Raw genomic sequence first — 14182 nt, 5'->3', positions numbered from 1 at the left:
AAGCGTGACTAATCTTCTGATTCTTTTGTAATAGTTTTGGCGGTTAAATTTTTTCCCAAAAAAATATTTTTTGGAGAAAAATGTGTATTGAAAGCGTTAAAGAAGTCCTAGGCTATGAAATTGCTTTAGCTAGTAGAGAATAAGGATAAAGTCCTAACAAGCATTTTGAGGTTTTGAGCTGATGGGAACGAAAGAATAACCGTGTATAATGAAAAGTTTGAAATTATTTCATAGATAAAAAACTTTTTTAAATCTCATCGATTTGCTCCATTTGTATTATAGATTAAAGAAGAGATTGATAATTTAGTCTTATCAAACATTCTTATTTGATCGACCATGGATTCCCTACGTTTTTATTTTTAATTTCTAATTCCAAAGAAGGTTATACTCTTTTTATATTCGAAGTGATTGGGGCAAAATTACCTTTTTTGAATTATTATTGAATAAGGTTCTGGAACAAATTACAGCTTGCCTTCTTTTCTTGGTTTCGGGTTCTTTGACGGGATAAAAATCGACCGAATAAATGCCGCCTTTCTTAATACTCGTTTCTCTCATCTGGTCCATCCATGCTTAAACTGTCCCATTCCTCAGATTCCAAATCATCATTAAAAAATTCAGTCAATCTTGCACTTGATAAAGCTATTGAGTTTCTCATTGTTCCACTTTCTTAGGCAGTCTTGAAATTGTGTGAACGAGTTTTTTTATTCAAAACCAGTTATGTTATTTAATAAATCATAACCTTAATTTATTTAATTGCTTTTAAAAAAACCGTTAGGTAAATTTTCCCCAAATATATTTTTTCGGAGAAATAATGAGCGCTTCTATTGCCCAAAAAATCGTAGACTTGGAAGTATTAATCCAAGAAAAAAAGAATTTTATTAAAGCAAGTAAACTTAAGCCAACCGATTCAAAAGAATTACAACAATCTAAAAACTTAGTTGATCAAAGTATTACAGATCTTTGGATTCTCTATTCTTTTTTATTTGACGAAGTTTTTAAAAGAAAGGAAACTTATAGAAGAGCTATTAGGGAAGATAGGAAAAACAATAAGGAAAGAAATCTAATCAATAAGCATTTCGATGAATCAGTTGTAAGTAAGCTTTCTGAAAGAGTGTCTTTCATAACTAAAGATTCTAAAAAATTTGAAAGAGAAGTCAAGCGTTTAGAAGGGTACTATCAAGTAAAGAAGGAGCAAATCATTAAAAATGAAGTTGAAAAATTTGAACAGCTTATTCAAGGACTTGTGGATGGGGTTAAAGCGACAAGCAAAGGTTTCATTCAAAAAAATTGGGTAAATTACAATTTTAAAAACTTTGTCCCAAAAGTTAAAGAGCTTTTTTTTGATTATCTTGTAGAAATAAACTCAAGGCAAAGAAATGAACATTGCCTGCGTAAGAAAGAGTTTTTGCTTAGAGCAGAGCTAAACGGTCAATTGGCTCAATATCATCTTAGCACTAAAAAGGAGATCATTTTAAAAAGCTTAGCTGTGAAAAAAAATCTTTTAAAGCTACTTGAAAAGTTTTCCCAAAAAATTAATAAATTAGAAATTAAATATTTTAGATCAGAAATTTTAAGAAAAGAACCTAATCTTCTAATAATTGAGACTGACTACTCCGAAGATGAACTTGAAGACACGCTAAATCAGACTGAAGGCTTATCTAATGAAGAAGAAAATCACTCTTCTTTAGAAGCTAGAGAAGCTCTTCCCGCATTAGAAGACTCCTCTGAAAAAACATCTTCTTTAACAGAAGAAGAAAATCTTTCTCTCATTACAAACGCACCGCCTCCTCCCCCACCCCCTATGATGGCAGCTCCTCTTTCAAAGGAAGAGAAAATGAAGTTAGAAGAAGAGAAGCGTCTAAAAAAACTTGAGGCAAAAGAAAAAAAGATTAGAGATTTAGAAAGTGAAATCACTATTTTAAATCTTCAAATTGAAGAGATGCAAGCAAGCTTTGAACAAGTTACAGAATTAAGAAGAACTCTGCAAAAGAATTTTACATCGCTTGATAAAGAATTTAATTCTCTGGAGAAATTAGCTAAAAACGATGTCTCATTTAAAAATAAACAAAGCCTTCAAAGAGAAATTCAAACGAATAAAGAAAAAGAAGCTGAGTTGAATAATTTGCTTATAAGCATTCAAAAATCAATTGACCATTTAGAAATGGTTCTTGGCGAGAAAGAATGTTCTGAAGTAGAAGTTTTGCAAAAAGGTAATTTAGTCCTTCTTCCAAGAGAAAAAGCAGTTTTACTATTAGCTCAAGGCAATAGTGAACTAGAAGCAAAAAAAATTCTTCTTGAAAATCTTCTTGAGAAAAGGGCTAACTTAGAGGAAGCAAATTTCTTAATAGATCAAAAAAATATTAAAGGCAATTCCTCAAGCATTGGTGAATTTGAAGCCAAGTTTTCTGAAGTAAGACGAGCTCGTGCCGAGGTAGAAATTGAACAAAATAAATCTAGTTCAGTAAAAGACGAGTTAGCAAAAGAACTAAAAAGCTAAAGGCAAAGTTTAGAAGTTAAAAAAAGCCGTTACAATAAACTAACAGGTAATAAAGAAGAAGCAAGCGAAGAAAAAAAACTTCCGCAAAAAGAGATAAAAGCAAATGACACTGCAAGGCAAGCTAAAGAGTTATTCTTAAATAGACTTAAGAATAACCCAAGTTTTGAAGCGCTTCTCGAGTCTTTTTCCTGAATCCGAATCTAACCTTAAAAAGCCTTCGAATATGTCCTTCGAAGGCTTTTTTTATTCCATAGTAAAAGAAATAAAATAAAGCATTGATTTTAATAGAGGTGAAAAACTAAAGTTTTCAAATTAAAATTCAATTTATGTTTTATTATCCACATGCGAACGATTTTTTTAATGATTGCCCGTCTTTTTTCTCATTGCAAAGGAAGCCTTATGGGAAATGCGAAAAATTTCTTAACCTCTAGATTCATCCACGACACCCAAATTATATTGTCAAGGGTACCTCATAGACATATTAGACATTGTTATTGTCTGTTTTTCCCAATCACTATTTTTGTAAAAACAAAAAGCCTGGAATAAAATAAAGAAGTTTTGCTACCCTTTTCGAATTTAATTTTCATGTCTTCTCAAAGGATAGTTAGTATGCTCCCGCTCACATCAATTAAGCCCCACGTTTCAGATACGGATACCGCTCATGAGGATGGGAAGTCTAATAATAAGATTATTAGGTTTTCAGCTATACTTGGCGGCGGCATGCTAATTTTAGGCGGCTTGACAACCGTCAACCGCTATTTAAGCGAATCGTACCGTTGGACTCATTTTAGCTTAGAATTTCCTTTAGGATTTTCCTTAGGATTTGCCGCAACTTGCGCCGGTGTAAATGCATTGGAATATGCGGCTACAACAAAAGTTAATAAGTTCTCTAAACTTGAGCTTATTCAAGGCATAGGAGAAAGCCTTTTTGATGGTTTCGCGGCAGGTTCAGTCTCTTTTTTGAGTGGTTATGCAACACCTGCTTTAACAAAGTTAGTCCCAACTAGCATAGCCCCGTTTATAAAATCCGTCACCCTAGTAACCTCCCAAGTTGCCTTAAATGTTTTAACTAAGATCACTAAACAAATTGCTCTTAGTCAAACAACAAATTTTACAGATATCAATAGAATCGTTTGGATTGGGGCTCTGCAAATGGGAGCCGGCATCGCAATCAGTGAATATTTGAAGGATATCCCGATTCGTAAATTTACTTATGGCATAACCTCAAATGAAGCTGCGCGCGGGGTTTTGACAGGAGCTATGATAGCCCTCGTCCAAGCCATAGCCTTAAAAATAATCCGGAGTGATCAAAAAAATAAAACCTTATTAAAAAATCTAACTTCAAGTTTCATAGCGGGAAGCCTTTTTTTTGCTGTTAGCAATGAAGTTTCAGAAGAGATCACTTTTAGTCAAAAGCCGAGGCATGTTGCAAGTTGGGTACCGCCTTATTTAAATCGTTGAGTCTACCTTCCTCATACCTATCGAGGTCAATCTCAAAAAAGTATGTGTTCTCATCCATGAAGTTTATTAAAGGTCTTTTTATTTGATCCCTATCCATTTGGCTATTTGTACTTTAAGGATTTTCACCCGGGAGAGGCAGTAAGTCTGGTATGGATAGTTTATTCAAAGCTTCATGATATTTACCAAGAAATCTTGCGTGGTGATTTATTATTAAATTGGTATGCCAATACTTAAAAATCCAATACTGATAAGTGGGTTTAGTAGTATAGCTATAGAAACGTTTCCCCTATTGATATTTTCAAAAAAGGTTTCTGAAACCCAAGGACCTTAATTCATTTAAAATTAGGCAAAAAAAGTCTCATACGGTCCTCTGTTTGATAATTAACTAAAATCACCAAATAATGATTTATAAAAAAATCAAAGTGATTTATTTGTGAATTAATAAAAACATCTATCTATATATAGCGTTACTATCTCTTCTAATATTAATATAAAAACTCACATCTATTAATAATAAGTTTTAATAAAATTCTAGTTTAATAGGTTTTTTATGAGCTTATCTCAATTTGAATGGCGTGTTCCAAATGTAGTAGGTCATTCAATTGACCCTTTTTCTAAAAAAATAAAAGTCGATCATACGGAAGGGTTTGGAGCTTTTGACTCCATCTTTACTGGGTATGCTTCCGGAGTTAGAGTTGTCGATATTGGAGGCGGGGAACATGATTACAACAAAGCCTATTGTTTGCACAAATATTTTACGAGCCTCTCTATCTTGGACCCTTTTATGAGAACCGCTGAACATAACAACCTCGTTTTGCAAGAAGCTAAGCTTAAGCCTTTTGATTCCTGCACCTCAATTAGCGTTTTAAATGTTATTAACCTTATAAAATCAAGAATGGAACACATAAAATTGTGTAAGTCAGTAGTAAAAGAATGCGGAAAAGTATTTTTTAAAGTTTGGCCGGGAGACGGGTCCGGAATTGAAAAAGTAAATGCAAATTGCTTTCAAAGCAACAGAACCCTTGAAACCTATCTTGATGAGATAAAAAAAGTTTTTGGAAGCAAAAATGTGAAGTTTGATTCAGAACGTAAAATTATTATAGCAGTTAAAAATTCCCCTTAAAGCAAGGAGTCATAATCGAAATTAAAAAACCTTGGGTCGTTTTAGACCCAAGGTTAGGTTATTTATTGGATAAGCTCAGTAAAAAGCTTCTTAAGCGGGCTTGTTTGGAATTTATCTGCTTTCTGCAAATGCCCAAGAAGCGCAAATCGTGTATAAAAATGATACATTTTTTCAGGGCCTTCTTCTTTAAGCCACTTTTCTAAAAAGCTTATTTCTTCATGATTAAAATAAGATTCCCCATTAAGAAATTTTATTTTTATGACTTTTTCAGCAAGAGATTTCGAAAGAGTATCTTTTCGGTTAACAAAGCCAAACTCGAGGTTATAGAAATTAGGATGGTTTGCCCTTTGTTTCGCTTCATTTACATTAAGCAGACGCAACCTCTCCGTCTTTTCATCCACCATAAGAAATTGAATCCCCTTCCTTCTTGAACCAAATAAAAGGAAATCCTCCGTTTTAAGTTCCTTTATATCGGGGAAAGAAAGCATATTAATAGAGAGGTCAATCCCATCAAAAGCCTTCTTGTAAGGTTTTAGCTCTTCAAAGGCGTTCATATATGTTTCTATAGAAAAAACGGGAACCGGAATAGTTGGCAGTTGTTGAAAAGAGGCGGAAGCATTAAATCCCCTATACCAATTCGGGTAGAGATCACTTGTAAAAACATCCGCTACAAAACTTGTCCAATTTTCATCTTCTCTAAGCTCGCCTGCAGTTTTTACTGAATCTTCGCCTGCTTTATCTACTTCAACTTCAACTTCGTTAAGAGCCTGTGATTCTTGTGTATGCTCAAGCTCAAGGGTTGAAAGATCAGAACTTTCACGGTTAGCGGTTTTTGTCGGGAGAATATTTTGATACTTTCTTGCTATTTCCTCTAAGTCGCCAAGATAGCGGCGCTCAAGATCTGTTGTTAGCATCTCTTTTAATTCCTGGACCTTTAATTTCACATATTCGCTGCTTTCTATGAATATTGGAAGGATGCCATAAAGAGAATCCGGTGAACGGTAGCTATTTTGAACCCAAGATGATCGCCACTTCATCAAAATGCTTTTCTTCTCGGAAATTTTTAAATTTTCATCAGAGATAACCTCTAAAACAATTTTCTGCTTTACTTCATCAAGTTCTTTATGAAAGGCCGTTTGAATTGTTTTAGATTGCATTCTCGCCTGATTTAAAATACAGAAGGCTAAGATATGGCTAAAATCTATATTTCCAATTATGCCAAGGCTTTGTCTTATAACCGATAAGACATCTTCAGAAATTAGGAAATGAACTTTCTGGCCTTTTTGGAGACCCCTTAATCTACAGCAAGATTGCAAAAGATCCCGAAGCTGCATATTTTTTCCAATAGTGACCAATCCAATCGCTTTTTCATGCTGTGGAATATTAGCTCCTGTGTTCCTTGCCTGATCTAGGAAGGTGATGCAGGATTCTTTATCCGGAAACTCACTATATGGAATAATGTTAATCCCATCAAAAACTTGGATTTTTCCATCGTTATCAAAGAAAATAACCGGCTTCCCATACATTTTATGGAGGACTAAAATGTTATCCAAATTTTTGCCGGCTTTAAAATAACCGCCGCCATCAGCCACCATATCAAAGTCAACTTTCAAATCAGCAAGAGTTTCTAGCGATTCTTTAGGGATAATAGAAATGCTATGATAGCTATTTTCAAAGAGTTTTAAAATGGTTGCGGTGTCAGTTCCCTCTCTTGTGCAAGTAAGTAACTTTCGGTGCATGCTGTCTTTATTCCATAAAGTGCCTGTGACACCTATTAAATTCTCAAAAAAGGAGGTTAAAGTTAAAGTCGTTGACGTGAATTTTTCTGTGTAAATCTCCATTTGCGGGAAAATAAACTCTACCGCAATTTCAAGACAAAGCTTGAGGTCTTTATTTACTTCTTCGCTAATGAGGGAAATTTGCTCATCATTCAAATTATATAAAGGCAAATCTAATTTACCTCTTATCTTTTTAAATACCTTCCAAGCTTCCGTATCTATAGTTGTCTTGGTATCAAAAGAGTCTTTGACTTCATCTTGAGCTTCTTTTTGAAGTTTGGAAATATACATTTTTAATAGCTCTAACGAAATTCCCTTTTTGGCTATTGTTTGAAGGGTATAGTTAGCTGTCACATGAGGGCTTGCAAATTGAGAGCCTTCAGTCGGGGTGTTTGCCGCGGAGAAAGGAATAGCAAAACACTCTTGCTTGCCGATGCCATAATCTTCATCTAAAACTCTTCCAAGGGTCACCTTTAACAGACTTGATATTTCCTCCCCGGCTAGGGCTAAGATGTTTCTAATATCAGCATCCAGGGAAAAGTAGGTTTTTTGAGATTCAGCTATTTGTGACTCTGTTCTAAGAAGATAATGTTCAATATTTTGTCTCGTTTCTTCCTCCATGTTACTAAAGAAATGCCTGACTTTTGCTTCGATCAATTTATCTTTATAAGAAAACGTTTTTAAGCTTTCTAAAAAAGCTTTCATTAAAGGTAACTTAAGGCTAGATTCAAAAAGCTCCGGGGTAAAAACAGATCTTTTATCTTCTTTTTGACCTTGTTCAATTTTTTCGCAATCAAGCTTCATCTTACCTTTCAAATCCTCATCCTGCAGTAGAAGGTGATAGATTTGGAAGATAACGGCCCCTTCTAAAGCATCCATTTCCTTTTTCTGACCGCTTGCAAAAGAAATTTCACGTAAGATGTTTAATAAAAAGTCTGCTTCATCAAGAAGCGGCAACCCTTTGGAAGAAAACTCATTTAAAATCTTAATCATAAGAGCCAAATCTTCAGGAATGGAATCTTCATCTTGCGCCACTGAATAAAATTCATACGCTTTTTGCACTGTTCTAAGAAGGAAGCATTGAATGCTCTTGTTTGTCATAATCAAACAATCTTTTTCTTCCTTTATTGTTTTAAGCTCATGGAGGATCGCTTTAAGAGTGTTTACATCGCAATCGCTTGAACCATCAAATTTAAAGCTTCTTAAATTAGTATGGCCCCTTAAACTTCTTTGGGTTTCAGAGGAAACAGAATCATATAAAAACTCTGTAACAATAAGAATTGAAATGTGTTCGCCATCTGCTCTTAAAGCGCCTAAAAGAGGGAGAAGAACTGAAGATTTACCCGCCCCCATAATCAATTCCATAATACGGTTTACTTTAAAATCTTTTAGGAAAAGCTCTAACAGCTCTACTTGCTCATATCTTAAAGAAAGTTCGGAAAAGTATTCAAAAACAAGAAAGGCCGGCCTGCTTTTAGGATCATATGGGGTGCTATACGATAAATCGAGATAAAGTTCTTTTCTTAAGTTAATCTCTTGCTCATTGGAAACGCCTTTTTTAAGAAGTTCAATCCGTTTTAAGCAGCGGATAATTTTTTGATTTTCTAAAGAAATTTTAAGATACTCGGCAATCATGCTATAAAGTTGATGGACATCTTCTTTCATAAGGCCAGGATTTAAAGCCATAAGCTCTTCAGGCCGCTGTTTTGCAAAATTGAATAAAAGATCGTCAAGCTGAATATTCTTTAGGTAATTTCCTAAAAGATGAAGATTTCTTCTTGATTGTTCAAGTGGATCCTCAGATTTCTTATTGGCTAATTTACACAATTGTTTTCTGAACTTAGCCAATTGAATCGGATCTGAAACCTCTTTTCTAAGCTTAATTGAGAGAGAATCAAGATCCATGCTTTCAAAGGGGATCGTTTCAAGAGAAGTTAATTGGATGCCATATTCTTTTATATCCTCTTTTAACCGCCTTAATTCAGAAGTAATGAGAGGATAATCCGGATCTTCTTTTGATTCTTTGCTTTCAAAGTAATTTTGAATGCTGCTTAAAGTCGAAGCTAATCTTGTTAAGGAATGAATTGTTGGACATTCCCCCTTTTTTAGATCTATTGAATCTTCCTTTTCTTTAAGTACCCAAGTTTTTAATGGAGTGTTCCATTTCTTTTTCCATTCCTCTGATTGGAAGGCTGCCCTTTTAAAAGAAGGGCTATAGGACTCTGAAATAATTGATAACGATTTTGTAGCTTCAAACTCCCTTTCAGAAAGACTCATTTCTTGCTCAAGGTTTTTTGCAAGATTCAATACCTTCTCTAACCAAAGATCAAAGGTTTGTCTATTCTCCAGATCTTCCTTGGTTAGGGGAGGAAACATATCCTGCTTCCCTGACCTGGAAATAAAGTAAAGCAAACCCAATTCCTTCTGAATTTCTTGATGCATAAGCTTCTCCCGGTGTCTTTGAAATAACAGTGCTGCTTGAAATTTCTCATTCAAAGGGTCATTTTTCAAATTAATGGCGAGAGTATAGGCCATAGCAAAATCAATGCCGGAACTTTTATCTAAAGCCCTTGAGGCATCTTCATAGTAAAGCTTGGAATAGCAAGCATCATAATCTTCAAAAAGAGACCTATCCGGATTAAAGGTGCTAATTATGAGTTCAGAAACAGTATCTAGCTTTGGGAAAGGGGCGCCAAGGGTGCCTCTCCAGGAAACTTCATTTTCGGTTTTAGAAGTTTTAAAAAATTCCAAACGAGCAGGAAAGCTATCTTTTAAATGTTTTAGGATCTCTTTTTCTTCATTAATGGTGAGACGGGTGGAATTGATATTGGTTATGTGGGATAGGTAAAGAGCATAATTTTTATGTAATAAGATTAAGTACTCATCAGATAGCTTCTTGTCTTGGATTTCAAATTTTGCATTTTTAAAAAGGGTGAATGCAGCTTTCGTTTGCAGTCCAATAGCCTCGCCATGCTCGTTTCCTGTCGAATCGTTTAAGGTTGCGATCTTTTTTAGGATCTCTCTTTCTTCAGTTGAAAATGGAGTTAGTTTTTTTGCCGCATAGTCTAAATACTTTTTGGCTTTACTATAGGATTGATTTAGTAAGTAAACTTCAGCTAAATAAAGATTCGCGATTTTGGACTTGGACTTGAGATTTCTTTTGGCATCGATATCAAATGCAAAATAGGTTTCTTCGCAAGATTGATTGTTCATTTCAATTTTGTAATCAGGATTTAAAGACTCAGGCTTATCCGCTTTAATAAAATGATGGAATGGTAAAATAGCTTTCCTTAACCCTTCCGCATTTTTCAAAATGAGAAGATGCTTATAATCCGGCGCTCCTTTTAAACCTGTTTCTCTTGTAAGATAAAATCCCGGAAATGTCTCTGTATAAAATTTATTGTCACTTCCCTTTATGAACTTTAAATCATAACGAGGGAACTCAAGCTCTTTAAGTTCCCCATTTTTATTTACCCATTCATGAGTATACTCTTGCTTTTCAAAACCTTCAAAAACATCATGCGGTTTGCTTAAAACCAAACCGTCGGAAAGACGCGTGATTAAAACTTCAAATTTATCGCTAACGTCCCTTAAATCCGCTCGATAGACGATTTCTTGTGTTTTTATATTTTTGAAATAAATCTCTTTTTCTCGATCTTCTCTCGTAGATGCAAAATGATAGAACTGTTTTGCTAGATAAACACTTATAAAAAGAGACGTATCTCGAAAGTACCCGAGAAATGTTTGCGATGGCACATAAGCGTAAAGGTGATCCGGCTCTTTAAAAATCTGTTCCACCTGTAATTTTTGGGAATCATCCGCTCTGACATAGGTTTGAATGCCTTTTTTATCGACAAAATGGCAACTGCCATCGGCAAAGACTTCACCGGAATGGATATTTCTAAAGAGCTTTTTATAAAGTTTAGTATTGCGAACTTTAGAAGGTATTTCTTTACTTTTCGAATGGTGCTCGATCGATCCTTCTAATGGCAAGAAAAGACCTTGTCCATCTTCTGTTTGGTAGGCAAGTCTTATATCTTTTTCAATTCTTTTCCAAACAACTTCAAGCTCGGGGTGAATCACTTTTGAAATTCGGAGCACCATCTCATCAAAGCGAGCTTCGTTCTGATAAAATCTTTTAATTTCACCTTCAAATTTGACAAGAACTTCCCCTATATCCTTTTTTATGTAACTATCGATTAGATTTTCAGAAATAGGGTGAACTTTTAGAAAAAATATACCTGTTAATAATTCTTCAAGTTCGTCTTCATTTAAAGTTTCTTTTTCATTATAAGTTGATATCAATTCTGCATAAATTAAACAGCAATTTTCTTTAGATAATCCAATTTGAGATAAATTCTCTTTTATTAGATCTGAAAAATTTAAATTAATTTCCTTAGGGAAATAATGAACCAATCGTCTTAGAAGCCTAAGGCATAATAAATAACCGGTTAATTCATTATCCTTTTTAAACTTGTTTGTTTGGTTTATGAGAAAAGCAAAAAGTTTCTCCTTCATAACCTCATTTAAGGCGATTAAAACACCCGGTTGGAAAAGAAACATTTGGAAAAGAATTAGATAATCGGGGTCTATTAAGCGGTCAGTATGTTTAGCAAAAAAATCAAAGAGGGAAATTATACCGAGATCTCCCCCAAGATTGGCATAAGATAATTTTCTATAATCTTCTATTTCTCTTTTAGAAAAGCCTTTTTTAAACCTATAAGACTTGTCTGCAAATACCCAAGCGCTTTCTATGATAGCTGAATTAGAATTTAAAATTTCTTGAAACATTTTTTCCATTTTTTTATTTAAAAATGGAGGGTAGAGCGACCTAAATTTAGTGGAGTCATTTTTTGGGTTGCCGCTTAAAGAGGATTTAATTTCTATATATTCACTATTGGAATAGTCCTTTTTGTATTCTTTTTCTAAAAAGACATCTAATGTACCTGCTCTATCTAGTTCTTTCGAAGGGCTGATGGAAACATCGGAGAAATAACTAAAATAGAGTGCTGATTGGATGAGGCACTTAAACCACTCAGGAAGTTTATCCGACATAAAAAGTTCCCCGTCTTGCATCCAAGAGGGTCTTCCTTCAATAGCATATTTTTCTTCTTCAATTAAATCCGGAAGAACTTCCTTAAAAAAATCAAGCCAACTTCTTTTCTGATACTTGGAATGACTTTCATTAAATGTAATTTTAAAGGCTCTATTATTGTTATTATTTTCCATTTCAAATTTCAAAGGAAGAAGCGCTTCCTCATTTATCCAAGTAACCAACTTCTTAAGCTCTTCTTCCTTTTTTGAATCAAACATATGAAAGTAATAGTAAATTGGATTTTGAGCTTCTCTATTTAGCCATTTATAAAAGAGATATTGACAAACCGGCTTTACGTCTTTACAAGCGGGCGCAAGAGCCACACTGAAGTGATGTTGCAAATATAAAATCTTTAATAAGTTTAGAAAGTAGATCGGGTAAGGGTAGTTGTCTTTCGAAAAAACAATCAATTTAAAATAAACTTCTAAAAGCTTGTTTAGAGTGATAATTCCTTTCTCTAAACCCTTTCTAGAAAAATCCTCTAACTCCAAATTTTCAATTGAAAATTTTTCAATAATTTTTTCTATAGACATACGGGTTCTTATATCTGAAGAGCCGCTTAAACACTTTTTTTCAAATTCAGGTAAAAAGTGCTCCACTTTTTTCAAAAGAGCCTCTAGCTTTAATCCTTTCAAACCCTCAAGTGAAAGGCTCGAATCGGCATCTAACTGTAAGTCTTTTTTTCCTAAAGAGAAGCTTGAGGTTGGAAAATTAAATCCTATCTCGCTTAAAGGTTGATATCTTAAATTTGAGAACGGGGGTAGTTTTTTAGTTTTAGCAAGATCATTTTTCTTTTTCTTAAGAAAAGAGCCTGTCAATTTTAATCTTGATTCGCCCGCTATTAAGTACTTTTCGTCAACGACACCTTCACGGTATAGTTTATCAAGGGATCGGCATAATTTTTTAAAAGCTGTGTTTAAAAGATGGTACTCTCCTGAAGCTGATAAAGCAGTTGGGTATGACAGAACTTTATTTTCAAGAGAGATTAGCTTTAATTCGAATTTGAATTTCTTATAGTCATCGAGATACATTTCCTCGGAAATAAGGGCCATTAGCGATCTAAAAGAACAAAAACCGGATTTCTGAATATGCATGGGCCGGGTTTCTTCAGGAATTACAAGCTCTTGGGGTTCAAGAAAATCTACAAGGTTTTGATAGATATCTTTTTCGCCATAGTCTGTATTTTTATAGCTCGCGTTTTTAAGAACGAGGTTGTTTTTCACCTGAAACAAAATTTTTGGCAGTTCGTCATCTCTAAATTTTGACGCTAAAATTCCTTTTATTTGAAGAATGGGAATCGCGCTCTCGCTTTCGTTTAAGTGATTTTCTACTCCCCCCCCTAGGTTAAAAATCTCTATCTTGTCTTTATAAATTTTGTAATAGATGGCATGTCCAGGTTTTCCGCACCATCCGCCCGGGAGGATAAAATAAGGATTTTTACCGGTGGACACTTCCCAATATTTAAAGTTGAATTGATTAACGAAAGCTTCTTCATTTGTTGTATCAAAATCTAGAGCTTCTCTAAGCAAATTAAGGAACTTTTCTGAAAAATAAGTTTCTCTCTTTGTTGTTTTAATAAATTTAAGAACATATCGGAGGGTGGCTTCAAAATTTAATCCTTGCAACTGACTTCCTAAACCAAATTCGTCGGCATGGATGTGGGCAAAGAGGTTATCGGAAAGGCTATCGTAATTTCTTTGACAAAGCGGAGTATTTTCCTTTTGAAATCGGATAATGAGAGATTCTTTTCCAAAGTGCGTAGTTTCGAATAACTCTTTTATTTGAGAAAGTAGGGTTTCGCCAGGTTGAAATTTTTTAATTCCTTTGGCGCATACAAGAGATATGGCAGATGAACCGTCTGATTTTTTTTTAATCTCTATGGTTTGAAGATGGTTTAATCCCTTCGTATTTCTTAAGATTTTATCAACGATTGGAATTAAATCTGAATGAGGTGAAATCGGGTCTTTATTTTCATCGCTAAGTTTGATTTCCGAGTTTCTTGAAAGATTGAGATTATAAACAGACGAAAGAGTCATAAAAATCCTCAATAAAAATCATGTAAATTTAAAATTTTAACAAAAAATTATTAAATTTTAATAAAGATTAATTTAAAAAGAAGTAATACTAGCCTTACTTCGCCTAGAAAAGAACAGAAATTTAGGAGAAAACTCATACCCTAATTTAAATAATTGAAGTAAGGTGAGAAATGGATTTCTAAACTTAAGGTT

At 34.1% G+C, this 14182-nt stretch carries 5 protein-coding genes; 3 read left to right on the top strand and 2 right to left on the bottom strand.

Annotated features, from left to right (window positions below; translation table 11 throughout):
* Window positions 1-393: 393 nt before the first annotated feature.
* Entirely contained in the window at window positions 394-555 is a 162-nt protein-coding gene (locus CSEC_RS13505) for a type II toxin-antitoxin system PemK/MazF family toxin (RefSeq protein ID WP_161780948.1), read from the bottom strand.
* 256 nt (window positions 556-811) lie between these two features.
* Between CSEC_RS13505 and CSEC_RS02945 the strand changes: the two genes are divergently transcribed.
* The 3 genes from CSEC_RS02945 to CSEC_RS02935 all read left to right on the top strand — a co-directional run bounded on the left by CSEC_RS02945 (window position 812) and on the right by CSEC_RS02935 (window position 5081).
* Entirely contained in the window at window positions 812-2497 is a 1686-nt protein-coding gene (locus CSEC_RS02945; protein ID WP_041016912.1) for a hypothetical protein, read from the top strand.
* 609 nt (window positions 2498-3106) lie between these two features.
* Entirely contained in the window at window positions 3107-3958 is an 852-nt protein-coding gene (locus CSEC_RS02940) for a hypothetical protein (protein ID WP_041016911.1), read from the top strand.
* Between the two features lie 550 nt (window positions 3959-4508).
* Window positions 4509-5081, top strand: coding sequence for a hypothetical protein (locus CSEC_RS02935; RefSeq protein ID WP_041016910.1), 573 nt, complete (start codon window positions 4509-4511; stop codon window positions 5079-5081).
* A 62-nt stretch (window positions 5082-5143) separates the two neighbouring features.
* Here CSEC_RS02935 and CSEC_RS02930 read toward each other — a convergent pair whose 3' ends face one another.
* On the bottom strand, window positions 5144-13990 hold the full coding sequence (locus tag CSEC_RS02930) for a DUF3638 domain-containing protein (RefSeq protein WP_041016909.1): 8847 nt from the start codon (window positions 13988-13990) through the stop codon (window positions 5144-5146).
* Window positions 13991-14182: the final 192 nt, after the last annotated feature.

It is taken from the genome of Criblamydia sequanensis CRIB-18 (assembly GCF_000750955.1).
Lineage (GTDB): Bacteria > Chlamydiota > Chlamydiia > Chlamydiales > Criblamydiaceae > Criblamydia > Criblamydia sequanensis.
The sequence above is the reverse complement of the archived record's forward strand: the minus strand, read 5'-3'. Positions and strand labels throughout refer to the sequence as shown.

Excerpts from the sequence above, each read along its gene's own strand:
- CSEC_RS13505 (WP_161780948.1), bottom strand. The coding sequence starts at position 555 with ATGAGAGAAACGAGTATTAAGAAAGGCGGCATTTATTCGGTCGATTTT.
- CSEC_RS02945 (WP_041016912.1), top strand. The coding sequence starts at position 812 with ATGAGCGCTTCTATTGCCCAAAAAATCGTAGACTTGGAAGTATTAATC.
- CSEC_RS02940 (WP_041016911.1), top strand. The coding sequence starts at position 3,107 with ATGCTCCCGCTCACATCAATTAAGCCCCACGTTTCAGATACGGATACC.
- CSEC_RS02935 (WP_041016910.1), top strand. The coding sequence starts at position 4,509 with ATGAGCTTATCTCAATTTGAATGGCGTGTTCCAAATGTAGTAGGTCAT.
- CSEC_RS02930 (WP_041016909.1), bottom strand. The coding sequence starts at position 13,990 with ATGACTCTTTCGTCTGTTTATAATCTCAATCTTTCAAGAAACTCGGAA.